Below are 26,802 nucleotides of genomic sequence, written 5' to 3' on the forward strand. Positions count from 1 at the left end.
CATGGTGCAGTTCGCGGTCAACCCGACGCGCTTCGACCCGTACAAGAACTTCAAGTTCCGGGTGAAGTGGGACGGCCGCTACGTGGCCGGGGTGAGCAAGGTCAGCGCGTTGAAGCGGACCACCGAGGTGGTCAAGCACCGCGACGGCGGCAACGCGTCGACCAGCCACAAGTCGCCGGGTCGCACCGAGTTCGAGGCGGTCACCCTGGAACGGGGGCTGACCCACGACGCCGAGTTCGCCCAGTGGGCGGGCCGGATCTGGGCGCTGCACGCCGGGGCCGGCGCGGAGGTGTCCCTGGCCGACTTTCGCCGGGACATCACCATCGAACTGCTCAACGAGGCCGGCCAGGTCGCCCAGTCGTACCGGCTGTTCCGCTGCTGGGTGTCGGAGTACCAGGCGCTGCCGGAGCTGGACGCCAACGCCAACGCGGTGGCGATCGAGCACATCAAGCTGGAGAACGAGGGCTGGGAACGCGACGAGGCGGTCGCCGAACCGGCCGAACCCCGGCTCGGGTCGTGACCGCCGGGGGCCCGCCGTCGACCGAGGTGGCGCTGGTCCACGCCTGGGACGACGCGCTCGGCCAGCCCGCGCCGCGCCGCGGGTTGCTGCTGCTCGGCCGGCCCGACGCCGACCGGCTGCCGGTGGGCGAGGTGACGGCGCTGCTGCTGGCCACGGCCGGTGGCTGGACCGGCGGCCGGGTGGCGACCACCGTGGACTGCCCGACCTGCCCGCAACGGCTGGAGGTGACCCTCACCGTCGCCGACCTGCTGGCCGCCGCACCACCGCCGGCCGACCGGAGCGCCGGCCCGTTCACCCTGCGGTGGCGGGGGCACCTGCTCACCCTGCGGCTGCCCACCACCGCCGACCTGGCCGGGGCGGCGCGGTCAGGTGACGCGGCGGCGGCTGAACGGTGGCTGCTCGACGCCTGCCTGCTCGACGCCGACCCGCCGCTGGCCGACCCGTCCGCCGCGCTGCCGGCGGTGTCCGCCGCGATGGCCGAACGCGACCCGCTCGGCGTCGTCGCGGTCACCCTGACCTGTCCGGGCTGCGGCGGCGGCACCGAGGCGCTGTTGGACGTGCCGGCGTGGGCGTGGCACGCCGCCGACGTCCGGGTCCGCCGGCTGCTCGACGAGGTGCACCGGCTGGCCCGCGCGTATGGCTGGTCCGAGGCGGAGGTGCTGGCGCTGGGTCCGCACCGGCGGGCGGCGTACCTGGAGCGGGTGCCGTGAGCGGCTACCTGGCCGCGCTGGCCGCCCTGGCCGTCGGGACCGCGCCCCGGCTGCGTCCCCGCCCCCTCAGCCGGTTCGAGCCGCAGGAGCCGGCAGCTGACGGCTTCCTGACCGAGCAGGAGCAGGAGCGCTGGCCGGCCACCCCGCCGCCGGCCCGACCGACCGGCACGCCGACGCCGCCGCCGTCACCGCCGTCGCCCGGGGCGTCGTCGGTCACCCCGCCCGCCGCCCCGGTGACGCCTGTCATCCCGGTGGCGACGCCGACCGCACCGCAGGCGGGGGCACCGGCCCCCGGCCCGGCCCGGCCGCTGCCCCCGCCCGCTGCCCGCGCTGCGGCGTCGGCCCGGCCGGCGGCCGTACCGGACCCGCCCGTGACGACCCGGGCGGCCGGACCCGCGCCCACGACGGCCGCCCCGCACGCGCCGTCCCGGCCTCCTGTCGCCCCGACCGGGCCGGCCGCGCCGCCGCACCACCGCCGGGACGACCCGCACCGGCCGGCGGCCCGGCCCGGCGCACCGGCATCCGCCCCGCCGGCCCCGGCCGCCACCGCACCACCGGCCGCCGTCCGGATGGCACCCACCGCCGCGGCCGTCACGCCGACCTACCGTGCGCCGGCCAGCCGGGCCGAGGCACGGACACCGGAACCGGTCGCCGTGCACGTGCACATCGGTCGGATCGAGGTACGCCTCACCCCGCAGCGGCAGCCGGCGACGCCCCCGGCGGTCGCCGCCCCGACGACCTCCCCGGCACCCGCCGTCGCCCCGGGTCCGGCACCGGAACTTGAGGCGTACCTGCGCGGATCGAGGGCGACGCGATGAGCACCGGGTACGCCCTCGCCGCCGTCACCGCCGTGCTGCGCGGGCAGGTGATGGCGTACCTGCGGGCCACCGGCGCGTCGTCGGCGGTCGGCGGGGTGTCCGTCTCCGCCGGCCCACCCGACCGGGTGACCGTCGGCAACCAGGAGGGCAACCAGGTCAACCTGTTCCTGAGCCGGGTGACCCGCAACCCCGCCTGGGCCAACCTGGGGCCGCCGCCGCGCAGCGCCGGCGGGGACGACGTCGCCGCGCCGCCGCTCGGTGTCGACCTGCACTACGTGGCCAGCGTCTACGGTCACGACCCACTGACCGGGGAGATCCTGCTCGGTCATCTGCTGGCGATGCTGCACGAGACGCCGGTGCTGACCCGGGCGGCGATCCGCCGGTCGCTCGCCCCCGACCCGCCGGACCCGACGCTGCCCGCCCCGGTGGCCGACTCCCGCCTCGCCGAGCAGGTCGAACTCCTGCGGGTGAGCGTCACCAACAGTCCCGGCGGTGAGGAGAGCTTCCGGCTCTGGTCGGCGTTCAGCGCGCCGTACCGCAGCAGCGTCTTCTTCGACGTGTCGGTGGTGCTGATCGACCCGCTGCGCGGCGCGCGGGAGCCGCTGCCGGTCCGTACGGTCACCGCCGGCACCGTCGACGTCGACGGTCCCGAGGTCGACCAGGTCCGCGCCGACGGGCCGACCGGCACGCCGGTCACGGCCGGCGCGACCCTGGTGGTGACCGGCCGCCACCTGGCCGGGCCGGACGTGCGGGTGCGGATCGGGACGGCCTCGGCCAGCCCCGCCACCGTCACGGCGGGCGAGCTGCGGCTGCCGCTGACCGCGTTCGACAGGCCTGTCGCAGCCGGTATCCGGGGCCTGGTCGTCACCCATGCGGTCGCGCTGGGCGACCCGCCCACGCCCCGGCCGGCGGTCAGCTCCGACGCGGTGCCGGTCACCTACCGGCCGACGATCACCGTCGCCCCCGCCGACGTGGTCGTCGAGTCCAGCCGCACGGTCGACGGGGTGCTGTTGCGCACCGGCACGATCACCGTCGACGTCGTCCCCGAGGTCGAGGCCGGCCAGCAGGTCACCCTCGGGCTGACCGGGGTGGGTGGCGCCATGCTCGCCGCGCCCGCCGACAACGGGGTGCCGCCCGGTGGGCAGCGCACCGGGCGGATCGGTTTCACCTTCCGCGACGTGCCCACCGGCAGCTACCTGGCCCGGTTGCGGGTCGACGGGGTGGACAGCCCGCTGCACGCCGACCCGACCGGCCGGTACGACGGCCCCGCCGTGGTGCTGTGATGCCCGCCCCGCGCCCGGCCGCCCGCTGGCCCGCCCCGCCCCCGGTGGACGCGGGCGACGACGGACTCGTCGCCGAACTGGACCGGATCCGTCTGCTGCTCACGGGGAAACCGGCGGCCGAAGCCCCGACCGGCGGCTCCCCGCTGGACCGGATCGGCACCGGGTTCGGGCTGACCGGCTTCGAACGCGACATGCTGGTCGCCACGGTCGCCGGTGAGTTGGGTCTGCTGGACCGGCCACCGACGTTCGCCTGGTGCTTCGACGCCCTGCCCGGCGGGCACTGGGACGCCCTCGCCGCCGACCGGCCGTTACGCGCGGCCCGGCTGGTGGAGCCCGGTGACGGTCCGTTGCCGCACGCCCCGCTGCGGGTCGACGAGCGGGTCCTGCACGAGCTGCACGGCGTCGGCCGGCTCGACGAACGGCTCCGGCCCTACCTGGTGGCGCTGCCCGTACCGCCGGCCACCCTGCCGGCCAGCCGCCGTCGGGCCGTACGGCAGCTCTGCGCCACCTGGCAGGCAGGCCGACACCCGCTGCGGGTGTGCGGTCCCGACCCCGCCGACCGGATCGACGTGCTGGCGGCGGCCTGCGCGACGGTGGGCCGGACCGGGCACCTGGTGGCCGCCGCCGACCTGCCCCGCGCGGTGCCCGACCGGGACGCCTTCGCCCGGCTGTGGAACCGGGAGGTGGTGCTCGGCGACCCGGTGCTGGTCGTCGAACTGACCGGCGACGAGCCGCCGGAGGCCCTGGCCACCGTGGAGCACCTGCTGGCCCGGCTCATCGGTGACGTGGTGGTCAGCGTGCCCCGCCCCGTCGCCCTCGACGGGGTGACCCCCGGGCCGACGGTGGACCGGCCGACCCGGGCCGAACAGCGGGCGCTGTGGGGGGAACTGCTGCCGGGTCGGGCCGCGTCGGCCGCCGCCGGCCTGGCCCGCGAGTTCGACCTGGGGCACCGGGAGATCATCGGCTCCGCCCGCCCCGCCGCCGGGCCGGACGGCGACCCGGTGACCCGGGCCCGGGGCCTGGTCCGCGAGCGGGTCCGCCGCGACCTGGACGGGTTGGCCGAGCGGATCGACGTGCGGGCCGGCTGGGACGACCTGGTGCTGCCCGCCCCGGCCCTGGCCCAGTTGCGTCAGTTGACCGCCGCCGCGGCCGGCCGGGCGCTCCTGGTCGAGCAGGGTTTCGCCGGCCGGACCGGTCGGGGCCTCGGGGTGGCCGCGTTGTTCGCCGGGCCCAGCGGCACCGGCAAGACCCTCGCCGCCGAGGTGGTGGCCGGGGTGCTCGGCCTGGACCTGCAACGGGTCGACCTGGCGACCGTGGTGAGCAAATGGATCGGGGAGACCGAGAAGCAGCTGCGGCGGATCTTCGACGCCGCCGAACGGGGTGGCGCCGTGCTGCTGTTCGACGAGGCCGACGCCCTGTTCGGCCGCCGTTCCGAGGTCCGCGACAGCCACGACCGGTACGCCAACATCGAGGTGTCGTACCTGCTGCAACGGATGGAGCGGTACCGGGGCGTGGCGGTGCTGACCACGAACATGCGCACCGCCATCGACCCGGCGTTCCTGCGTCGGCTGCGGGTGGTGGTGCCGTTCGGGCATCCCGGTCCCGCCGAACGGGCCGGGCTGTGGCGGCGGGCCTTCCCGCCCGGCGCGGCCACCGCCGACCTGGACCTGCCCCGGCTGGCCGAGCTGGACCTCACCGGCGGGGACATCCACACCGTCGCGCTGCGTGCCGCGCTGGTCGCCGCCGGGCAGGGCGTCCCGGTCGGGATGCGGCACGTGCTCGACGCGGTCGCCGCCGAGTACGCCAAGCACGACCGGCCGGCCGACCCGGGACTGTGGTCGTGAACCCCGACGTCACGACCATCGAGGTCGACATCCGCCGGCTGGTCGTCACCGGCGTCGACGCGCCGGTCGACGCCACCCTGGCGGCCGAGGTGGGTGCCCGGCTGACCCGGCTGCTGGCCGAGCGGGGACTGCCGTCGACCGTGGCCCCGGTGACCGAGGTGCCGGCCACCGCCGACCTGCCGACCGCACTGGCCGAGGCGATCTGGGTCCGGTTGCGCCTGCCCGGGTGGCGGCGGTGACCGCCCCCGGCCCGGCCGAGCAGCGGGCCCCGCTGCCGGCGACGGAACCCGTGGCGGCACCCGACGACGCCCTCGCCACGCTGACCCGGGACCTGGTCGACAGGTACGCCCCGGCGCTGGGGCTGCGCCCCGACGCGGTGCGGGTGCGTCTCGGCGGGGACGGTCGGCGGGCCGCCAACCACGGCGCGCGGGGGCTGCTCGCCGACGGCACGGTGCACCTGGCCCCGGGTTTCGACCCGTCCCGGGCCGCCGGGCGGGCCCTGCTCGTACACGAGTTGGGGCACCTGGCGCAGGCGGGCGGCACGACGGCGGACCCGGGGCGGCGGGTCGCCGACCCGGAGGGCGAGGCGCGGGCGCTGGCCGACGCCGCGGCGGCCGGGCGGGCCCTGTGGCGGCCGGTGGCGTGGCTGCCGGCCGGCGCGGTCGCCGCCGACACCGGTGCCGTGGCCACCCCGCCGCGCCCGGCCAGCCCGCCGGCCCCCGACCGGGCGCCGGCCGACGAGGCCGGGACCGGCCCGTTGGAGGCGGAGCTGGGCGCGCTGGTGGAGCGCCGGTACCTGGCGGAACGGGCCCGCATGGTCGACCTGCTCGACGGCCTCTGGGTCTCCGGCGACGACGTGCGGGGCTGCCTGCGGATCCTGGACACCCTGCCGTTCGTGGTCGCCCGCAGCCTGGTGCACAGCCTGCCCGCGCCCCGGCGCACCGACCTGGCCGGCAACCTCGACGACGACCACCACCGCGCCTACCCCCGGGCCGCGCTGGCCGCCCTCGGTGGGCAGACCCCCTACCTGCTGCGGGTGCTGGAAGCCGACAACGTGCACGGGTTGAGCACCGACGGGCTCGACCCGGTGCAGCGGCGCACCGCCCTGACCGTGCTGCGGGCCCTGCGGACCAGCGTGCTGCGGGAACTGCTGGGCGGTGACCGCAAGGCGCACTTCCGGGCGTTGCTGGCCGAGCGGCCCCCGACGGGCGGCGACGCCGACGCCCTGCGCGAGCAGATCACCGTGCTGGGCGGGGCGTCGGCCGACGACGAACGGCTCGACCGGGACACCGACCTGGCCGCCCGGCTGCGTCGGGTGCAACTGTCGATCGACGACCGCCGGGCCGACGAGGCGCTGCGTCAGCTCGCCGACCTGGCTCCCGCCGCACCCACCGCCGGCACCCCGGCCACCGCCGCGCCGGCCGCCGCCGGGCCGCCCGAGCCGGGGCCGAGGCTGCGGTACGCGGTCCGCCAGCTCGACGACGGCGGCCACCTCGACACGCTGCTCGACCACCTGCCGTGGGAGGAGAAGCGGGTCGACGCGCCGCTCGGCCCGCGGCTGCTGGTCGTCCTCGCCGCCCGCGCCGAGCACCGCAACCTGGCCCGGGTGGAGGGCCTGCTGTCGTACGGGCTGTTCGACTGGGCGATCCGCGACCACGAGGCCCGCTTCGCGTACCTGCTGCTGCGTAGCCTGCCGCTGGCAGCCCAGGACCGGTGGCGGCGGCTGGACCAGGGCAGCTGGTTCGACCGGTTGGAGGAGAACATCCCCGCCGCCGACGTGCTCGGCGGCAGCTACACCGGCGTGGGCACCCTCGCCGAGCCGCTGGATCGGCGGCGGCGCAGCGCCGGGCAGGTCGACGCCGACCGGCTCGTCGCCGACATCCACCGGACCGTGCAGGGCGGCCTGGACGGGGTGAACGCCGTCGAGCTGGTCCGCCGGCTGATCGGCTACGACCGGCCGACCGGCGCGACCGCCGGCCCGGATGCCCGGGGGCGGGAGGCGCTGCGGACCGCCGTGCACCGGTTGGACGCGCTGCGGGACCTGGATCGCATCCTCGCCGCGCTGCCGGACGCGTACCTGACCCACGAGATGTGGCGGGCCGAGCTGCTCGACCTGCTCGCCCTGCGCGACCCGGCGCACCTGGAGCGGCAGGCCCGCGGCCTGCTCGCGATCGGGCTGACCGACTGGGCGGTGAACCCCCGGGAGGCGTGGCTGGCGTTCCAGCTGGTGCGCAGCCTGCCGGTGGCCGACCAGGCCCGGCTGGCCGCCGACGACCCGGACCGGTGGGCCCGGATGCAGTCCGGGATGACCCCGCAGATGCGGGCCTCCCTCGCCACCACCGCGATCTCCGGTCCCCGCCGGGTCGAGGCCCGCGACCAGTTGCGGGACCGGCTGCGCGACGACCGGCTCTGGCGGGCCGGGCGGGTCACCGAGCTGCGGTCGCTGATCATCCAGGCGTACGCGTTGGACGACCGGCGCTGGGTGTTCCTGCGTTCCCGGGAGCTGCGCGCGGACCTGCTGCCCGACCTGGCGACGCTGGTGGCGGAGCTGCGGCTCTACCACGCCACCCGGCGGCCCACGTTCGAGCCGGAGTCGTTGCGCACCGACGGGCTGCCGACGGTGGTGGGTGACCTGGCCCGGCTGGTCGCGGTGGGGCTGAAGCTGCTGTTCCTCAGTCGCACCGGGTTGAGCCTGTTCACCGACGAGGTCACCGTCGACGAGTTCGACCTGCACGACGCCCAGTGGATCAGCGGCGACCTGGGCGGCGCCCGGCTGCGCGACACCGACCGGGAACGCGCCAACCGGCTGTCGCTGTCGGTGGACGCCCGGCAGGGGGTGCTGCGGGTCCGGCTGCCCCGGCTGGAGCTCGACGGGGTGAACCGCACCTTCACCGGCAGTTCGCTGCGCACCGGCCGGATCACCCTGACCGACCTGGACATCGTCGCCTCGTTCTCCGACCGGGGCTACGAGCGGCCGGTCGGCGCGCAGGCCGGGATGGGCGCGCTGAGCGTCTCCGACGTGGTGTACGCCAGCGACGGCCTGCCCGGCGGGCTGCTCGGCCTGACCCGCTTCGGGCTGTCCACGCTGGCCTTCCGGTCCGGGGCGACCGGGCAGGAGAACGTGACCGAACCGGGCCGGCACGGCTGGGTCGGCATCCCGGTCATCGATCCACTGATCCACCTGCTGCACAACGTCATCTCGTTCTACGGTGGACTGCCGTTCCTGTCCAAGATCAGCGACGCGCTGCTGGCCCCGTACACGGCGGGGGCGCCGTTCCTGGCCCAGCAGTTCACCTCGCTGACCGCCGGGGAGATCTTCACCCCGCTGGCCAACGCGACGATCGGGCTGCTCACCGACGGGGTGTTCCGGCCACCGCGGACGGTCGGCGAACGGGTCACCGACGCGGTGGAGATGATGCACTCGCTGCGGGTCAGCTTCTCCAGCGCCACCGCCGAGGGGCTCTCCTTCGCCGGCCTGCAACAGGTCGGCCGGATCGAGGTGGGCCGCACCCTGATCGGGGTGGCCACCAGCCTGCCGGCCCGGCTGCGCGCCGAGCGGGAGTCGCTGCGGCTGCGCCGCGACACGGCCACCGGCACGACACGCGCCGCGCTGGACGAGCGGCTGCGCGCGGTCGACAGCCAGCTCACCACGCTGGAGCCGGCCGAGCGGGAACTGCACCGGTTGGAGGCCCGGCACCGCTGGCACGCCGAGTCGCTGTCCGAGGCCGAACGTCGCCGGCTGGTCGAACTGTCCGACCAGCTCCGCCAGACCGTCGGCGGGTCGATCGACGTCGGCGGCATCCGGGTCACCGGGCTGACCGGCCGGGTCGAGGCCGCCGGGGTGGAGATCGACCCGATCCACGCCGAGGCGTCCCTGCCGTCGCGCGCCGGGGAGTACCTGCCCGACGACGAGCTGATCACCCGGTTCCGCCGCGACCGCGTCCCGGCCGACGCGGCGACGACGGCCCGGGGCAGCACCGGGTCGGCCACCCTCACCGGGGTACGCCTGCTGCCCGGACCGGCCGGCGCCCCCGCGCTGCGGCTGACCGCCGGGGACCTGCCCACCCGCGCCGACGTCGCCGCCCAGCTCGCCGCGCTACCCGACGAGCCGCGCTGGGCGCAGCGGCGGGCCGAGCTGACCGGTTGGCTGACCGACCTGGACCGGTTGCGGGAACTGGAGTCCCTTTCCGCCGAACCGGTCGACCCGGCCGGCCGCTACCTGCCGGGGCACCGCACCCGGGCCCAGGAGCAGGAACTCCAACTGCTACGGGAACGGGCCCGCCGGTACTTCGCCGTCACCGTCGGCGGGCTGACCGTCGGCGGGCTCGACGTCACCCTGGACCCGGCCACCCTCGGCGTGGAGCTGCGGTTGGCCGAGCTGACCGCCACCGACGTCCGCGCCGGAGCCACCGCCGTGGAACGGTTGGCGGCGTCCCGGCTGCGGGTGCGTGCCGACCTCGACACCGTCGGTGGCGGTGCGCTCCCCGCTGAGCTGGCCGGCCCGGCCGCCGCCGCAGGGTTGCCGATCGGCCGGACCGCCGTCCGTTTCGGGGTCGGTGAGCTGGCGGTGACCGGGTTCTCCGGGCCGGGCGTCGAGGCCCGGCGGATCGCCTTCACCGCACCGGTGCGCGCCGACGGCTCCCCCGGCGAGGCGATCCACGGCCGGGTGCTGCCCGTCGGTGACGACCTGCGCCTGCCCGACCTGGTGGTGGAGCAGACCGAGCTGACCGGGCTGGCGCTCAACTCCCCCGGTCGCAGTCTCTACGCCCGGGGCAGCACCCGGATCGGCCGGATGAGCCTCGACGTCCAGGTCCGCACCGGCGTGACCGCCACCGGCCGGCAGGTCCGTGGCGCGCTGGTCCGCAACCTGGTCATCGACCGGATCGACGCCGACCGGATCGGCATGGACGTCACCGACCCGGCACCGGGGATGAGCGTCGAGGTGGTCTCCGGCGCGCTGATCGGGGTGCGGCTGCGCGATCTCGACGTGGACCTCACCGGCGAGGAGCTGACCTACACCGGGCGGTTGACCGTCGGGCAGCTCGACCGGCTGCGGTTCGCCGTGGTGTCCCGCGCGGTGCAGGGCGGCCCGACCACGATCACCGGCACCGTGGACGGCCGGCCGACCGCCTCGAACGCCGCGTCGGTCACCGTGGACCTGGTCCGGGCCGGCCCGCATCAGGTCGACCCGGTGGCCGGCCGGATCGTCAGCGACCCCATCGACAGCCAGCGCATCCAGCTCGACGGGCTGACCCTCACCGACACCACCCTGCGGACCCCGGACGGCGCGGTCACCGTACGCCGGGCCGGGCTGGGTGGCCGGCTGGTCACCGAACGGGCCGGTGGGCTGCGCTTCGAGGACGTCGGCCCGGCCCGCATCGAGCTGGGCGCGATCGACTGGCGGGCCGGCGACGGGCGGATCGTCTCCCGGGGGCCGACCGTGCTGGACGGGTTGACCGCCAGCGGTCGCTGGGACAGCACACCGGAGCAGCGCGACGCCGCCGGTCGGGTCGTCCCGGCCACCGCCGCGCTACACCTGGAACGGCTGCACATCGCCCGGATCACCGGCCGGGACCTGCGCTACCGCGACGGGGTGCTCGACGTCGGCCTCGGCCGGCCCGAACCGGTCCCGGCCGGGGAGCCGGACCGGCCGCCGCTGGAGATCCTCGACGTGGACCTGCGCGGCCTGCGCTGGTCGGCGGCGGCGGGGGTGACCGCCGGACGGCTCACCACCGGGGCCACCCGGGTGGAGATCGCCGGCCGGATCGACGCCGCGCTGCACGTCGACGGCACGTTGTGGGCCGCCCAGCTCACCCTCGCCTTCGGCCGGGGTGGCCGGATCCAGGCCCGGGTGGTGGGCGGTGAGGCTCAGCTCGGCGTCGGTCCCCGGCCGGGCGAACACGACCAGCAGGTCAGCATCCAGGGGCTGGACACCGGTGTGGTCAGCATCGGCCCGGACCACATCGAGATCGGCCCGGACGGACAGCCGGGGCTGAACCTGGCCACCATCTCGGTGGACGCGCTGAACTGGCAGGGTGCGGCGCTCGGCCTGCGCATCCCGTCGGGCGCGGGGGCGATCACCCTGCTCGGCATCAGCGCGCGGGCCCGGGTCGACCTGTGGCCGGCGGGCACCTCCGGCGGCCGGTTCCGCCGGTTGCTGCTGCGGGAGCTGGTGGTGCAGCAGACCCGGGCCAGCGGGCTGCTGGTCGACCTGCACGACGGCACCACCATCCGGCTCAACCCGGACGTCGAGGCGGTGCTCGGGGAGCTGCGACTGGTGCCGGCGGCCGGGCAGGACGGCTTCCTGGTGGAGGCGACCCGCACGGCGGAGGGGATGCGGATCCTCGGCGGCCTGCGGATCGGGGCGATCGAGGCGGCCCGGGTCGGCTTCGACATCGGCACGTTCCTGTCCGGCGGCACGGCCGACTTCACCGCCGGTGGGCTCAGCGTCGACTTCCTCGACCACGGCGGGCTTCGACTCACCCTGGCGCAGCCCACGCTGACCGCGATCAGCGCCCAGGTCACCGCCGACCCGCGCCGGCAACTGCTGTTCCTCGGCGCACCGACCGGCCGCCCCGAGTACGGGCTGCGGTTCACCTCGATCGGCTACGAGCAGGACCCGGCCGGGTCGGACGGCACGACGGCCCCGGGCAAGCGGATCGCCGTACGCGGTGGTGAGGTGACCGGGCTGAGCTTCGCCGACAGCGGGCTCGGGTTGTCCGTCTTCGTCGAGCAGGGGCTGCTCGGCGACCTCACCCACGACCTGACCAGCGGGTCAGGGGAACTGCCGTCACTGGACATCCGCAACGCCCGGTTCGTGCTGGATCTCGCCACCATGCTCGGCGGCGGATCCCCGATCCCGGCCCCGCCGCCGGCCCGGACCACCAGCGCGCAACGCCGGGCCGCCCTGGCCGGGAAGTGGGACGCCCTGGTCCGGGTGTTGGACGCCTACCGCATCGGCGAGGTGCTGGACAGCCTCAACGGGCACATCGACTTCGACGTCACCCACGACGGGTTCCTGTGGGGTGAGCGGAGCTGGGAGGTGCGGCTGACCCTGCGCGACGGCGCGGTCGACTACCGCCGGCTCACCGGCGCGCTGCCGTGGTGGACCCCGGGCCGGTTCATCGTCGAGGGCGACGACCTGGTCTACCGGGTGCACCTGCCCAGCTTCGGGGCGGAGGGCGCTCCCCCGCCGGACAGCGACGTCGACCTGCTGCGGTGGCAGCTCGACACCGGCGAGGTCAGCCAGGCCCGCACCGAGCACCTGGTACGCCTCAACCGGCTGCTGCGGCCGACCGCCGCCTCCCGCGACGACCTGCTGCACACCGTCGCCCACGTGCAGAGCGACGAACCGTCGACCGGCCCGCCCGGCATGTTGGCGATCGGCAACGTCGACGTGGACCTGTCGGTCAACAATCCCCGGGAGATCACCCTGCCGCTGGGCGGCGGCAACGAGATCGTGCTGGCCCCCGACGCGCTGGTGCACCTCGCCGTCGGCGGCGGGGTACGCCGGGCCGCCGGTGGTGGCGGCCGGCCGGGACGGCTGCGCCCGGTGTCGTTGCAGAGCGCCACGGTGGCCCGGGTGAACCTGCTCTTCGACGGGCTCGGCCTGTCCACCGGGCAGATCCGGATCACCGGGCTGACCGACTGCACCGTCGACTTCAGCGGGTTGGACCCGCTGCTGATGCAGGGCCGGATCACCCGGGCCGTGGCGGAACGGATCCGCTGGCGGCGTCCCACCTCTGGAGGCACCCCGTGACCAGTCCCCTCAGCCCCCGTCTGCTGCGCGCCGGTCTGGTCGTGCTCGACCCGGACAGCGGGCACAGCCGCCGGGTGATCACCCTCCAGTACAACCCGGACGCGTTGACCCGCGGCTTCCAGCTCAAGACCGCCGGGGCCGAGGGCGGGGCCCGGGGCGAGGCGTTGCGGATCACCGGCCCGCCGGTGCAGACGCTCACCCTGGAGGCCGACCTCGACGCCGCCGACCAGCTCACCGACCCGCAGACGGCGGAGCTGGGGCTGACCGCGCAGCTGGCCGCCCTGGAATCGCTGGCCTACCCCAGCCTGGCCGCCGTGCAGGACGCGGCGGCGCTGCTGGCCGCCGGAACCCTGGAGGTGGTGCCACCCCCGGCGCCACTGGTGCTGCTGGCGTTCGGACGACGCCGGCTCTGGCCGGTACGGATCACCGAGTTGACCATCACCGAGGAGGCGTTCGACCCGATGCTGAACCCGATCCGCGCCAAGATCCGGCTGGGTCTGCGGGTGCTGACCGTCAACGACGTGGGCACCGACGGCCGGGCCGGTGGCCTGGCCATGGCCGCCCACCAGCAGCTCGAACAGCTCGCCGGCCGGGCGCGCGGCGGGCGGCTGGCCGACCTCGGCATCGACCGGCTGCCATGAGCGACCCGGCCGACACCGATCCGGCCCTGGTGGCCGCCCAGGGCCGGGTCGCGCAGACCCTCTTCGCCGCCACCGGCGCCACCGGCGGCCAGCCCACGCCGGGAGCCCTGGCCCCGGACAGCCGCTACGCCGCCGTGGGCACCACGGTCACCGTCGATCAGGAGACCGGGCAGGAGATCGTGCACCTGCGTCGCCGGTTCGTGCCGCCCGCCGAGCGGCTCGCCACCGCCGGCTGGGAACCGGTCGCCGACGGCGACCGGGTCGACCTGCTGGCCGCCCGTACGGTCGGCGACCCCACCGCCTTCTGGCAGCTCTGCGACGCCAACGGGGTGTTCGACCCGGCGGAGCTGATCCGCCCCGGCCAGGTGGTGCGGGTGGCCCTGCCCGAGGGGTTCCCGGGGAGCCTCGATGCCTAGCGGGGTGCGGTTGCAGGTGCTGATCGGGCCGCTGACCTTCCGGCCGGCCCCGATGGAACTGGTGGCGGCGGTGCAGGAGGCGCAGGTCACCCAGAACGCCGGGCAGCGTTCGGGGTTCCAGCTGCGCCTGGCGCTGGGCCGGGGGTCGCTGGTGGAGCGGATGCTCGCCGACGGCAGCCTGGACCCGCCGACCCGGGTGCTGCTGGTGCTGCACGTCGACGGGCGGCCGCAGGTGCTCTCCGACGGGGTGGTGACCCGGCACGACGTGGCCCGCAGCAACGACGCGGGTGCGTCGACGCTCACCCTCACCGGGGTGGACGTCAGCCAGATGATGGACCTGATCGACCTGTCGGACCTGCCGATGCCGATGCCGGCGGAGGCCCGGGTGCTGACCCTGCTCGCCCCGTTCGCCGCGTACGGGGTGGTGCCGATGGTGGTGCCCAGCGTGCTGGTGTTCGCGCCGAACCCGGTGCAGCGGATCCCGGCGGTACGCGGCACCACCTTCGCGTACGTGTCGCAGCTCGCCGACGAGGTGGGCTACGCGTTCTACGTGGAGCCGGGGCCGACCCCGGGGATGAACACCGCGTACTGGGGGCCGGAGGTGCGGGCCGGTCAGCCGCAGCCGGCGTTGACGGTCAACGCCGACGCGGGTGCCAACGTGGAGTCGTTGTCCTTCTCCTTCGACGGGGTGCAGAAGACCGTCTACCTGCTCACCGCGTTCCCCGAGCAGGTACGGGTGCCGATTCCGCTGCCGGTGCCGGACGTCAGCCCGCTCAACCCGCCGCTGGGCCGCAAGATCCCGATTCCGCTGTCGTACCGGCGGATGAACGTCGGACGGTCCAACCCCGACGGCACCGACGACGCCACCGCCCGGATGGACGTCGTGCAGACCCTCGCCCGGGGCCTGGCCCGGGCCGCCCAGTCGGCGAACGTGATCACCGGGTCCGGCTCGCTGGACGTGCTGCGGTACGGCCGGCTGCTGCGCTGCCGGCGGCTGGTCGGGGTCCGGGGCGCCGGCCGGGCCTACGACGGTGAGTACGTGGTGCGCAGCGTGACCACCACGGTCAAGGCGGGCGAGGTCAAGCAGCGGTTCACCCTCGGCCGCAACGCCCAGGTCTCCATCTCCGGAAGGGCACAGCCATGACGACGAGGTACTACGGCAAGTATCGCGGCACGGTGGTCAACCACCTCGATCCGTTGCAGCAGGGCCGCATCCAGGTGACCGTCCCGGACGTCACGCTGCCCCCGTCGAGCTGGGCGATGCCCTGCTTCCCGCTGGCCGGCATCCAGGCGGGCATGTTCGCCGTGCCGTTGCCGGGCACCGGGGTGTGGGTGGAGTTCGAGCAGGGCGACGCCGACCATCCGATCTGGACGGGCTGCTGGTACGGCTCCAAGGCGGAGATCCCGGCACTGGTGTCGTCGGCCCCGCCACCCACCCCACCGATCGTGTTGCAGACCCCCGGCCAGGCCACCCTGATGATCTCCGACGCCCCCGGCCCGACCGGTGGCATCCTGCTCAAGACGCTGACCGGGGCGATGATCTCGATCAACGACACCGGGATCATCATCTCCAACGGCAAGGGCGCCTCGGTCACCCTGGTCGGCCCGACCGTGGCGATCAACCAGACCGCGTTGACGGTGACCTGATGCCCGGCCCGCTGCTGCACGTCGGGGCGGTGCTGACCTGCCCGCACACCGGCCCGGTCACCCCGCAGACCGGCAACGCGCGGGTGCTGGTCGGCGGCCTGCCGGTGGTCACCGCCACCGACGCGTACCCGGTCACCGGGTGCACCTTCCAGGTGCCGGTGGGCGCGGGCACCAAACCGCAGCCCTGCGTCCAGCTCCAGTGGACCACCCCGGCGGCCCGGGTGCTGGTCAACGGGCAGCCGCCGGTGCTCGGCACCAGCGTCGGGCTCGGGGTCAGCGCGGAGGGCATCCCGCAGGGTCCACCGACGGTGGCCGGCATCCAGGTGCGGGCGGTGGCGACATGACGTACCCGGCGTTTCCGTGGCGGCCCGACAACCGGGGCCGCTCCGGGCTGGCCGGCCCGGAACGGCACGTCGCCGACCTGGTGGAGGCGGTGCTGTTCACCGCGCCCGGGGAGCGGGTCAACCGGCCGGACTTCGGCGCCGGCCTCGGCCAGTTGCTGTTCGCCCCGGTCGACGACGCGGTGGTGGGCACCGCCGAGTTGCAGGCCCGCAGCGCGTTGCAGCGCTGGCTCGGCGAACTGATCGAGGTGGACGACGTCCGGGTCGACCTGGCCGAGGCGGCGGTGCGGGTGCACGTCGCCTACCGGCTGCGCGCCACCGGCCGTCCGGCGCAGGTGGCGGTGGAGAGGGGTGCGGGATGAGCGTGCTCTGTGACGACGACGAACGGCGGGCCGAGGTGGCCCGGCCGGGCAGCGCGTTCAACGGCATCGACTGGGTCGAGGTGGACGCCGCCGACCAGCGGCTGCTGCACGTCGGTTTCCTGCACCCGCTGCCCGGCCAGGCCGGCGGGGTGCCCGCCGGCGCGCCGCTGGCCGTGGCTAACGTGGTGGTCGACGGCGGGGTCCGGATCACCGGCGTACGGGTGCTCGGCGTCGCCGCCGCCGGGGCGGAGCTGACCGTCCGGGTGGACCGGGCCGGTGACTTCTCCCCGTACACCCTGCGGTTGGTGCGTTCGGCGGTGGACGACCGGGTGCCGCCCGGCTTCGACCCGGTGCTGTCGGCGCAGGGTTTCTCGTTCAAGGCCAACTGCCCCAGCGACCTGGACCCGGCACCGGCCGCCCCACCGGCGTCGCCACCGCCGGCCAGCACCGCACCGGCGGACTACCTGGCCAAGGACTACGCCGGCTTCCGGCGGCTGATGCTCGACCGGCTCGCCGCCCTGCCCGGCGGCACCGACCGGCACCCGGCCGACCCGCTGGTCACGGTGGTGGAGGCGCTGGCCCACGTGGCCGACCGGCTGTCCTACCGGCAGGACGCCGCCGGCACCGAGGCCTACCTGGGCACCGCCCGCAGCCGGATCTCGGTGCGCCGGCACGCCCGGCTGCTGGACTACGCGGTGCACGACGGTTGCGCGGCCCGCGCCTGGCTCAGCGTGCGGGTGGCCGCCGGGTCGGACGTGGAGAGCCGGGGCCTGCCCGCCGGGACGCCGGTGCTGGCCGCCGACCGGGCCACCCCGGCGGTACGCCCCGCCGACGCGGCGGCGTTGCCGGCCGACGGCGTGACCGGTTTCGAGACGTTGACCCCGCTCGTCCCCCGGGCCGCCCGCAACGAGATCGCCCTGTACGTGTGGGGCGGCCGGGACTGCGGCCTGCCCGCCGGGGCGACCCGGGCCACCCTGGTCGACCTGCCGGCGACCGGCCTGGCCGCCGGTGACCTGCTGCTGCTGGAGGAGGTGCGGTCCCCGCTGACCGGGCGGCGCGTCGACGCCGACCCCACCCACCGGCAGGTGGTCCGGCTGGTGTCGGCGAACCCCACCACCGACCCGGTGACCGGGGTGGCCGTGCTGGAGGTCGGGTGGAGCGCCGCGGACCGGCTGGCCTTCCCGCTGACCGTCACCGCCTCCGTCGCCGGTGCGGGCACCGACCACCTGGTGACCTGTGCGGTGGCCCGGGCCAACCTGGTGGCCGTGCAGCACGCCAGCGCGGTGTCCGGGCAGCTCCCGCCGGCCGCCGAGCACCGGTGGCGGCCGGTGTTGACCGACGAACCGGTCGCCGCGGCGGTGCCGTTCACCACCGACACCCCGGCCAGCCAGGCCCTCGACCAGGACCCGCGGGCCGCGGTGCCGCTGATCCGGTTGGAGACCACCGAGGGCAGTTGGCGGCCCCGCCGGGACCTGCTCAACGCCGACCGCTTCGACCAGGGTTTCGTGCCGGAACGCGAACGCGACGGCCGGGTGAGCCTGCGCTTCGGCGACGACGTGTCGGGGCGGCGACCACCGGCCGGCACGGTCTTCCAGGTCGCCTGGTGGCGCGGCGGCGGGGCGGCCGGCAACCTCGGCCACGATGCGCTGACCACCCTGGTCACCGACCGGGTCGGGCTGCTCGCCGCGACCAACCCGCTGCCCGCCGTCGGTGGCACCGACCCGGAGGACGTCGAGCACGCCCGGCAGCACGCCCCGGTCGCCTTCGCCACCCAGGAGCGGGCGGTGACCACCGACGACTGGGTGGCGGCGGCGCGGCGGCTGCCCGAGGTCGCCAACGCCACCGCCCGGGTCCGCTGGACCGGCTCGTGGTGGACGGTGTTCCTCACCCTCGACCTGACCGGCGGGCAGCGGCTGGTCGACGAGCCGGAGCTGGCCCGTCGGCTGGCCGGGCGGCTCGACCGGTTCCGGGTCGCCGGGTACGACCTGCAACTGCGCGACCCGGTGGACCTGCCGGTGGAGCTGCGGCTGTGGGTATGCGTCACCGGCGGCGCGTTCCGTTCGGACGTGCGTCGGGCCCTGCTGGACCTCTTCTCCGCCCGGGACCTTTCGGGTGGGGCGCGCGGGTTCTTCCACCCCGACCGGTTCAGCTTCGGCACCCCGCTCTACGTCAGCCAACTGCTGGCCGCCGCGGTCGGTGTCCCCGGGGTCACCGACGTGCGGGTGACCGAGCTGCACCCGGTGGGGGTGGCGGCCGGCGGGGAACTGGCCGCCCGGGTGCTGCGGGCCGGCGACACCGAGGTGATCCGCCTCGACAACGATCCCAGCGTGCCGGAGCACGGCATCCTGCACCTCGACCTGGTGGGTGGACTGTGACCTCACGAGTGGGCCGGGAACCCAATCCGCCCGGCCGGACCGCCATCGGCTACCGGCTGGGCCGGCAGGCGGACTTCGCCGCCGAGCTGGTCGACCGGCTCTCCGGCCGGCCGGAGCTGGCCGGGCTGACCACCCGGGAGGTCGACGACCCGGCGGTGGCGCTGCTGCACGCCTGGGCGACCACCCTGGACGTGCTCGCCTTCTACCAGGAACGGATCGCCAACGAGGGTTTCCTCGGCACCGCGACCGAACGCGGTTCGGTGCTGATGCTGGCCCGCGCGATCGGCTACGAACTGCGCCCCGGGGTGGCCGCGACGACCTGGCTGTCGTTCACCGTCACCGCCACCCCCGGCGCCCCGGAGGGGGTGCCGATCCCGGTGGGCAGCCAGGCGCAGAGCGTGCCCGGCCCCGGCGAGCTGCCGCAGGTCTTCGAGACGGTGGCCCCGCTGCTGGCCCGTCCGGAGCTGAACGCGGTGGGCCTGCGGGTCACCGCGCCCCGCGCGCCCCGGCCCGGCGACGACACCCTGCACCTGGCCGGCGTCGACACGGTGCTCACCCCGGGCACAGCGCTGCTGGTGCTCGGCCCCGACTGGTACGACGTGCGCCGGGTGCGCTCGACCACGGCGGTGCTGCAGGCGGTGGTGGCCGCGTCCGACGGCGGCGCGGTGGTGCCGGCGTACACGGTGGTCGGGTTGGACGCGGCGGTGACCGCCCAGCAGCTCGGCACGGAACTGCGCCAGTCGGGACGGGAGGTCCAGGTGCACCTGCTGACGCAGCGGGCGGCGCTCTTCGGCCACCAGGCACAGCCGTGGTCGGCGCTGCCGGTGGCGTTGCGGGTCGGCGAGCTGAACCCGGGCACCAACCAGGTGCTGCCGGGCGCGTACGCCACCCGCAAGGACACCTGGGTGGACGCCGCGCTGGGCAAGGACGAGCGGACGCTGCACCTGGACCAGTCATACCCGTCGGTCGTGGCCGGGTCGTGGCTGGTGCTGGAGACCGCCGGGGTGCCGCAGGTGCGTCGGGTCGACGCGGTGACGGAGTCGCCGGTCGCCGACTTCGGCATCGCCGCCCGCACCACCCGCGTCACCGTGGTCGGCGGCGACTCGAACACCTTCTCCCGGCGGACCACCACCGTGCTCGGCGGCAGCCGGCTGCTCCCGACGGCTGCCCCGCCGCTGACCGCCCCGCTGGCCGCGACCGCGACCCTGGAGCTGGCCCGGCCGATGCCCGGACTGCAGCCGGGCCGGCCGCTGGTGCTCACCGGCGTCGAACCGGACGGCGGGCCGGTCGGCGAGGTGGTGACGGTGCTGCGGGTGCGGGACGCGACCACCGTGGACCTCACCGCGAACGTGACCCGGCGTTACCGGCGCGACAGTGTCCGGGTGCTGGGCAACGTGACACCGGCGACCCACGGCGAGAGCCGGGCCGAGGTGCTGGGCAGCGGCGACGCGCGGCAGGCGTTCCCCCGGTTCACCCTGCGGCACGCGCCGCTGACCCACGTGCCGGCCGCGACCGCCAGCGGTTCCCGCACCACCCTCGCGGTCTGGGTGGACGGGGTGCGCTGGCAGGAGGTGCCGGTCCTGCTCGGGCAGGCCCCCGCCGCCCGGGTCTACACCGTGCGCCGGGCCGACGACGGCGTCGTCACGGTCACCTTCGGCGACGGCCTGACCGGGGCCCGGCTGCCGACCGGACGGGACAACGTGGTGGCCACCTACCGCAGCGGCATCGGGCGGTCGGCCGACCTCGCGCCGGGCCGGTTGACGATCCCGCTGTCGCGGCCGCTGGGTCTGATGGAGGTGGGCAACCCGGTGCCGGCCGCCGGGGCCGACGACCCGGAGGGGGTGGACCGGGCCCGCCGTAACGCGCCGCTGGCGGTCCGCACCCTGGGCCGGGTCGTCTCGCTGGACGACCACGCCGACTTCGCCCGCGCGTTCGCCGGGATCGGCAAGGCCCGCGCCGACCTGGTCTGGGACGACGCCCGGCAGCTCGTCCTGCTCACCGTCGCCGGCCCGGACGGGGCGGAGATCCCGCCGGACGCGCCGGTCCGCGCCGACCTGCTGCGGGCGTTGGACGCCGCCCGCCAGGCGACGGTGCCGGTGCGCATCCTCGGTCACCACCGCCGCCGGGTGGCGGTGACCGCGCGGCTGCTGCTGACCCCCGGGTACCGGTTCGCGGCGGTCTCGGCAGCCGCCCGCGCGGCGCTGGTCGCCGGGTTGAGCTTCGACGCCCGCGACTACGCCCAGCCGGTGCGCGCAAGCGAGGTGCAGGCGCTGCTGCACCGGGTGCCGGGCGTCGCGGCGGTGGTGCTGGAGCTGCTGTACGACGCCGGGCAGTCGCCGGCCCGGCTCGACGTGATCACCGCAGCACCGGCCCGTCGGGTCGGTGACGTGCTGCTGCCCGCCGATCTGCTCACCGTGGACGCCGGTGACGTCACCCTGCTGGAGGCATCGTGAGGGTCGAGGAGATCTGGGACCTGCTGCCGGCCGCCCTGCGCAGCCGGGACGAGGCGGCCGGCGGGATGCTGCGCGCCCTGGTGGAGGTGCTGGCCGACCAGGCCGCCGTGCTGGACACCGACATCGACCAGCTCACCGACGACTGGTTCGTGGAGACCTGCGCCGAGTGGGTGGTGCCCTATCTCGGCGAGCTGGTGGGGGCGGGTCGGTTGCATCCGCTGGCCGACGGCGGCGGACTGTCCGACCGGGCCCGGGTCGCCGACACGATCCGGTTCCGCCGGCGCAAGGGCACCGCCGCCGCCCTGGAGGAGCTGACCCGGGCCAACACCGGTTGGAGCGCCGCCGTCGTCGAGTTCTTCGAACGGTTGGTCGCCACCCAGCACGTCAACCACGTCCGCGCCGCGCCGGCCACCGCGTCGATCCGGGCCGCCGCGCCGTTGGAGCTGGTCGGCGGTCCGTTCGAGACGGTCTGCCGGACGGTGGACGTGCGGGCGATGGACACCGGTACCGGCCGCCCCAACATCGGCCACATCGGCCTGTACGTGTGGCCGTTGCCGTCGTACCGGCTGGACCGGGCGACGGCCGCGCCTGTGGTGACGCCGGCGGACGGCAGGTGGTGGATCGACCCGGTGGGGGTGGGCCGGCAGTTGACCGGGCCGACGGTGACCGAGCCGGACATCGACCACCGGGCCGACGAGGCGAACGTGCCCGGTCCGCTGCGTCGCCGGCCGCTACGCGACGAGTTGGCGGCGTTGGCCTCGGACAGCCCGCCGTCGGCGGAGCAGCGGCGCTGGTTCCGCGACGACGACCCGTCGTTCGTGGTGTGGATCCAGCCCACCCCGGCCGACGAGCTGCGCCCGGTGCCGCTGGACCTGCTGCGCATCTGCGACCTGGCCGGCTGGGAGCTGCCGACCGGCAGCGTGGTGCGGGTCGACCCGGTGCGCGGCCGGATCACCGTCGCCGCCGGCCGCCCGGTGCACCGCCTCGCGGTCTCCTGGTGGTACGCGTTCAGCGCCGACGTCGGCGCCGGCCCGTACCCGCGCCGGGGTGACCTGGGGTCGGCGGACGGGCCGGTGGACTGGCAGCTCGCGGTGAGCGTGACCGAGCCGCCGCGCGCCGGGGAGGTGGTCGCCTCGCTGGGTGAGGCGGTGACCGCCTGGCACGACTTCCAGGCCGCGCATCCGGGCGGCACCGGCCGGATCGTGGTGCTGGACAGCCACCGTTACCGGGAGAACCTGTCGGTGCGGGTGGGGCAGGGCAGCCGGTTGAGCGTGCTGGCCGCACAGTGGCCCCGGCCGCCGGACCGGCCCCGCCGGCAGACCGACCTCGACCCGGTCGGGGTGCGGCCCTGCCTGCTCGGCGGGGTCGCGGTCACCGGCGTCGGCGTCGGGGACCGCCCGGGTGAGCTGGTCGTCGACGGGCTGCTGGTCGCCGGGGCGGTGACCGTCACCGCGCCCGATGACGGCGGACCGGGCCTGGGTCTGGTCGAGCTGCGGCACTGCACCCTCGGGCCGGCGGCGACCGGGCTCGGCGTCACCGCCGGCAACGACCGGACCCGGGTGGTGGTGCACCGTTGCGTGACCGGGGCGCTGACCACCACCGACGGGCCGCTGACCGTGACCGACTCGCTGGTGCACGGCACGATCGCCGCCGGGGACGCGGCGGCGGAGCTGACCGGGGTGACGGTGCTGGGTGCCACCACGGCGCGGGTGCTGACCGCCACCGACTGCCTGTTCGACCAGCCGGTGACGGTGGCCCGCCGGCAGCAGGGGTACGTCCGGTTCAGTTACCTGCGGCCCGGGTCGGTCACCCCGCGCCGTTACCGCTGCCAGCCGGATCTCGCCCAGCAGGCCCGCCCCGACGACCCGGACGTGGCCACCCGGGTCGGTCCGGCGTGGGCGAGCACCCGCTACGGCGACGCCACCTACGGCCGGCTGGCCGCCACCGCCGCGCCGGAGCTACGTACCGGGACGGAGTCCGGGGCCGAGCTGGGGGCGTTCCGCCGTGCCCTGACCCCGCACCGTCTGCACAACCTCACCCTCGCGCTGGCGGAGTACCTGCCGCTGGGGCGGGTGGCCGCTGCCCTGCCCGTCCTGCCGACCGGAGGAACCACACCATGAAGGGCGACATCAGCCGCGTCACGTTCGACCGGCGGCGGCACGCGACGAGCGTCCGCAAGCAGCAGGGCCGGGTCGACCTGGACGCGGACTGGAACGAACAGCAGGACATCCAGGCGCACCTGCGGGCCACCGCGCTGACCGACGTGGTCGGCGCGGCCGGCGCGCCGCTGGTCGGCGGGGCGTTCGGATTGACCGGCGGGGCCGACCTGACGCTGTCGGCCGGCCGCTACTACCTCGACGGGGTGCTCTGCGAGAACGACACAGCGGTCTCCGTGTCCGCCCAGCCGGACCTGCCGGCGGCCGGGCCGTTCGTCCGTAAGACCGACGGCACCTGGCTGGCCGCCGGCGCCCCGGTGCCGCCGGGGGTGTACGCGGCGTGGCTCCAGGTGTGGTCGCAGCACGTGACGGCGATCGAGGACCCGGCGCTGCGGGAGGTGGCCCTCGGTGGGCCGGACACCACCACCCGGCTGCGGACCGTGTGGCAGGTGCGGCTGTTGCAGGCCGGGCCGCCGAACACCCCGGTCGGGTGCGCGGACACCCCGCCCGGTTGGGCGGAGCTGACCGCCGCCTCGACCGGCACCCTCGCGGTCCGCGCCGATCCGACGGGCAGCTCCGGCGGTGACTGCGTGATCCCGACCGGCTCGCCGTACACCGGGTTGGACAACCAGTTCTACCGGGTGGAGATCCTCACCGGCGGGACGCCCGGCACGGCCGGTTACGTCTGGTCGCGGGACAACGCCGCCACCGTGGCGACGTGGGAGAGCATCGACGTCGACGTGCTGACCGTGAAGGTCCCCGGCCGCGACGGCAGCGCCGGCTTCACCAACGGCTCCTGGGTGGAGCTGACCGACGACGGCCGGGAGCAGAACGCCCTGCCGGGCACGCTGGTGCAGGTCGACCGGGTGGAGGGGGACCGGATCGTGATCCGGCCGGGCACCGCCACCGGCAGCCTCGACCGGGCCGACTTCCCGTCCCGTCCCCGGGTGCGCCGCTGGGACGGCCGGGGCACCGTGCCGGCCGGCGGTGGCGAACTGGACCTGGAACTCGGCATCAGGATCCGGTTCTCGGCGGCGGGCAGCTTCCGCACCGGCGACTGGTGGTCGTTCCCGGCCCGCTCGGCGGTGCACGACGTGCAGTGGCCCCGGGTCGGCACCACGCCCGTCGCGCAGACCCCGCACGGGCCGCGCCGGTCGCACGGCCGGATCGGCATCGTGAGCTGGGACGGCAGCCAGTGGAGCGTGCTGCGCGACTGCCGGCCGGTGTTCGCCCCACTGACCGGGCAGGCCACCCTGAGCCTGCTCGGCGGGGACGGCCAGGAGGCGGTGCCGGTGCCGGGCAGCCCGGCGACCCTGGTGCCGCTGGGGCACGACCTGGTGGCCGGGGTGGCCATCGGCGGCCAGCCGGTCGCCAAGGCGCGGGTCCGGTTCACCGTCACCGGCGGGGCGGGCCGGCTCACCGCCGGGGCGGTCACCGCCGCCACCGTCACCGTGGAGACCGGTGCCGACGGGCGGGCCCGGTGCGCCTGGCAGCTCGACTCCGCCGCCGCCACCCAGGAGGTCACCGCCCAGCTCCTGGACGAGGCGGGGCAGCCGGCCCACCTGCCGGTGACGTTCACCGGCGCGCTGTCGCGTGCCGACCGGGTGTCGTACGACCCGACCGGGCGGCCGTCGCTGGCCGGGGCGACCACCGTGCAGGCCGCCATCAACCAGCTCGCCGCGTCCGCCACCGGTGGCTGGGCGACGATCACCATCCGACCCGGCATCGACTGGGTGCAGGCGCTCAGCACGCTGCCCCCGGGGGACGTGCTGATCTGCTTCGCCCCCGGCCTCTACACCAGCACCGTGCCGGTCACCTTCACCGGCCGGGCCAACATCCGGGTGCTGGGCAGCGGGCCGGCGAGCCGGATCCGGGTGCAGGGGCAGGAGTACGCACTGATGTTCGTCAACTGCGGCACCGTGTCGGTGGCCCAGCTGGCGGTGGAGACCCCCGGCCCGGCCGACGTGCCGGGGCGGCTCGGGCCGGTCTCGGCGATCAACTGCGCCGACGTGACGATCGACCAGTGCCAGCTCACCGGGGTGGCCGGCGCGTCGCCGCGGAGCACCTGCCTGACCGTCCGCAACGACCAGGGCACCGCGCCGGGGAAGGTCCGGGTGCTCGACTCGGACTTCCTCGTCGGTCACGGCCAGCAGGGGGTGCTGCTGGTGAACCCGGACCACGCCGTGGTCACCCGGTGCCGGTTCTCCTGCCCGCCCCGGCCGGCCTCGCTGACCCTGGCCGAGCTGGTGAAGGACGAGAAGTTCCGGGGTCAGCTCGCCACCCAGCTGGTGGGGCGGCTCGCCCTGGACCGGGACGACCGGCTGGAGACGGGCGAGTGGAACACGGCGTTGCGGGTCGGCCGGTGGGGCGTGCGGATGAACTCGATGGTCCCGCTGAGCGAGTGGAGGACCCTGTCCACGCTGCGCCCACCGACCGAGGAGGAGCTGCGTACCGCGCAGGGCGCCGGGGCGTACGTGCTGCGGCTGGCGGACGTGGCCACCGAGGATCCGGCCCAGCTGCCCTCGTACCGGCGGCAGCTCACCTCGCTCAAGGGGCGGCTCGGGCAGAACGCCGGGCGGATCTTCGACACCGACGAGGGCCGCAAGACGCTGCGGGACTACCTGGTCGGTGAGGGCATCGACGTGCGGGAGGCCGACGGGATCGCCCGGGACCGCCGCGAGGTGGCGTTGCCCGTGCCGGGGGCGAGTCTGCGGTTCGACTCGGCGTTGAGCCAGGGCGCCTGGGAGGCGGCGGTGGCGGCGTCGCCCCCGTCGCGTCCGGTGCAGACCCCGTCGGCGGCGGCCCGGCACCTGCGCAGCGTCGCCGACCGGATCCTGCTGGAGCCGGCCTTCGGCGAGAGGTACGCCGGCGGCTACCGGCAGGAGCTGACCGCTGCGGCGGAGGTGTCGGTGGGGGCCTGCGCGGTGGTGATCGGCGGTGGCACGGTCGTCGGTGACGTCGAGGTCTCCGACTGCCGCATCGACCAGATCGCCGAGGGCGTGCACATCGGTGTGTCCTACCACAAGGGACCGCCGATCCAGGCCCGCACCATCCGGGTCACCGGCAACGACATCCACCTCTACAAGGCGTGGTGGCGCAACGCGGGCACGATCCGGGGCATCAAGATCGGCAGTGTCCGCAACGTGTTCGTCTCGGACAACCGGATCTCGGTGGCCGCCGGAACGGGCGTCGGCATCTGGGCCTTCGCCGCCGGCGGCCCGATCATGGCGATCCGCGACAACCTGGTGCAGAACTGCGAGCCGGCGATCCTGTGCAACCCGTCCTGGTCGGGCGCGCCGGCGAAGCGGCTGTGGTCGGTCACCGACAACGTCTCGCTCAACGGCTCCATCCAGGTGGGCGGGGGTGCGCGCAGCACCGGCAACGTCAGTTGAGTGTCGCGAGGGCGACTGCGTCGGCCCGGTAGCCGGGCCTACGCTTTCGGTGACTGCCACTTAGCGCGGTTGCGGATTGCAGATG

General features: G+C 75.7%; 17 protein-coding genes. All 17 read left to right on the top strand.

All coding sequences use genetic code 11. The features are described 5' to 3' along the window. The first annotated feature begins 1 nt into the window (after position 1). Genes ACN267_RS09565 through ACN267_RS09645 form a run of 17 tightly spaced genes read left to right on the top strand, consistent with a single transcriptional unit; the run spans position 2 to position 26,717 of the window. Positions 2-520 (top strand): phage tail protein, encoded by a 519-nt coding sequence (locus ACN267_RS09565; RefSeq protein ID WP_204960032.1) that lies wholly within the window; start codon positions 2-4, stop codon positions 518-520. Next, positions 517-1,230, top strand: a complete 714-nt coding sequence (locus ACN267_RS09570; protein WP_421488462.1) for a hypothetical protein — start codon at positions 517-519, stop codon at positions 1,228-1,230. Before ACN267_RS09565 ends, ACN267_RS09570 begins: the two co-directional genes overlap by 4 nt. After that, positions 1,227-2,048, top strand: coding sequence for a hypothetical protein (locus tag ACN267_RS09575; RefSeq protein ID WP_421488463.1), 822 nt, complete (start codon positions 1,227-1,229; stop codon positions 2,046-2,048). Before ACN267_RS09570 ends, ACN267_RS09575 begins: the two co-directional genes overlap by 4 nt. Beyond that, the gene (locus ACN267_RS09580) at positions 2,045-3,331 is read left to right on the top strand and encodes a DUF4255 domain-containing protein (protein WP_421488464.1); all 1,287 of its coding nucleotides are present in this window, start codon (positions 2,045-2,047) and stop codon (positions 3,329-3,331) included. The genes ACN267_RS09575 and ACN267_RS09580 overlap by 4 nt, the downstream gene beginning before the upstream one ends. Then, positions 3,331-5,175, top strand: a complete 1,845-nt coding sequence (locus tag ACN267_RS09585) for an ATP-binding protein (protein ID WP_421488465.1) — start codon at positions 3,331-3,333, stop codon at positions 5,173-5,175. The genes ACN267_RS09580 and ACN267_RS09585 overlap by 1 nt, the downstream gene beginning before the upstream one ends. Continuing rightward, positions 5,172-5,414: a hypothetical protein gene (locus tag ACN267_RS09590; protein ID WP_204960043.1), complete on the top strand. Its 243-nt coding sequence runs from the start codon at positions 5,172-5,174 to the stop codon at positions 5,412-5,414. The genes ACN267_RS09585 and ACN267_RS09590 overlap by 4 nt, the downstream gene beginning before the upstream one ends. Beyond that, a complete protein-coding gene (locus ACN267_RS09595) occupies positions 5,411-12,934 on the top strand; it encodes an eCIS core domain-containing protein (RefSeq protein ID WP_421488466.1) in 7,524 nt (2,507 codons plus the stop codon). Before ACN267_RS09590 ends, ACN267_RS09595 begins: the two co-directional genes overlap by 4 nt. Next, on the top strand, positions 12,931-13,575 hold the full coding sequence (locus tag ACN267_RS09600; protein ID WP_204960047.1) for a hypothetical protein: 645 nt from the start codon (positions 12,931-12,933) through the stop codon (positions 13,573-13,575). Before ACN267_RS09595 ends, ACN267_RS09600 begins: the two co-directional genes overlap by 4 nt. Next, entirely contained in the window at positions 13,572-13,991 is a 420-nt protein-coding gene (locus tag ACN267_RS09605; RefSeq protein ID WP_204960049.1) for a hypothetical protein, read from the top strand. The genes ACN267_RS09600 and ACN267_RS09605 overlap by 4 nt, the downstream gene beginning before the upstream one ends. Then, entirely contained in the window at positions 13,984-15,135 is a 1,152-nt protein-coding gene (locus tag ACN267_RS09610; protein WP_204960051.1) for a hypothetical protein, read from the top strand. The genes ACN267_RS09605 and ACN267_RS09610 overlap by 8 nt, the downstream gene beginning before the upstream one ends. Next, positions 15,132-15,638 (top strand): phage baseplate assembly protein V, encoded by a 507-nt coding sequence (locus tag ACN267_RS09615; protein ID WP_204960053.1) that lies wholly within the window; start codon positions 15,132-15,134, stop codon positions 15,636-15,638. The genes ACN267_RS09610 and ACN267_RS09615 overlap by 4 nt, the downstream gene beginning before the upstream one ends. Continuing rightward, positions 15,638-15,982: a hypothetical protein gene (locus tag ACN267_RS09620; protein ID WP_204960055.1), complete on the top strand. Its 345-nt coding sequence runs from the start codon at positions 15,638-15,640 to the stop codon at positions 15,980-15,982. The genes ACN267_RS09615 and ACN267_RS09620 overlap by 1 nt, the downstream gene beginning before the upstream one ends. Beyond that, positions 15,979-16,341 carry a GPW/gp25 family protein gene (locus ACN267_RS09625; protein ID WP_204960057.1) on the top strand — a complete coding sequence of 121 codons (363 nt, stop codon included), beginning with the start codon at positions 15,979-15,981 and terminating at the stop codon, positions 16,339-16,341. Before ACN267_RS09620 ends, ACN267_RS09625 begins: the two co-directional genes overlap by 4 nt. Then, a complete protein-coding gene (locus tag ACN267_RS09630) occupies positions 16,338-18,716 on the top strand; it encodes a baseplate J/gp47 family protein (protein ID WP_421488467.1) in 2,379 nt (792 codons plus the stop codon). Before ACN267_RS09625 ends, ACN267_RS09630 begins: the two co-directional genes overlap by 4 nt. Next, positions 18,713-21,169, top strand: a complete 2,457-nt coding sequence (locus tag ACN267_RS09635; RefSeq protein WP_421488468.1) for a putative baseplate assembly protein — start codon at positions 18,713-18,715, stop codon at positions 21,167-21,169. The genes ACN267_RS09630 and ACN267_RS09635 overlap by 4 nt, the downstream gene beginning before the upstream one ends. Then, entirely contained in the window at positions 21,166-23,289 is a 2,124-nt protein-coding gene (locus ACN267_RS09640; protein WP_421488469.1) for a hypothetical protein, read from the top strand. Before ACN267_RS09635 ends, ACN267_RS09640 begins: the two co-directional genes overlap by 4 nt. Further along, positions 23,286-26,717: a DUF6519 domain-containing protein gene (locus ACN267_RS09645; protein WP_281897846.1), complete on the top strand. Its 3,432-nt coding sequence runs from the start codon at positions 23,286-23,288 to the stop codon at positions 26,715-26,717. The genes ACN267_RS09640 and ACN267_RS09645 overlap by 4 nt, the downstream gene beginning before the upstream one ends. Positions 26,718-26,802 lie beyond the last annotated feature (85 nt).

Source organism: Micromonospora sp. WMMD734, assembly GCF_049178975.1.
GTDB classification, from domain to species: domain Bacteria; phylum Actinomycetota; class Actinomycetes; order Mycobacteriales; family Micromonosporaceae; genus Micromonospora; species Micromonospora wenchangensis.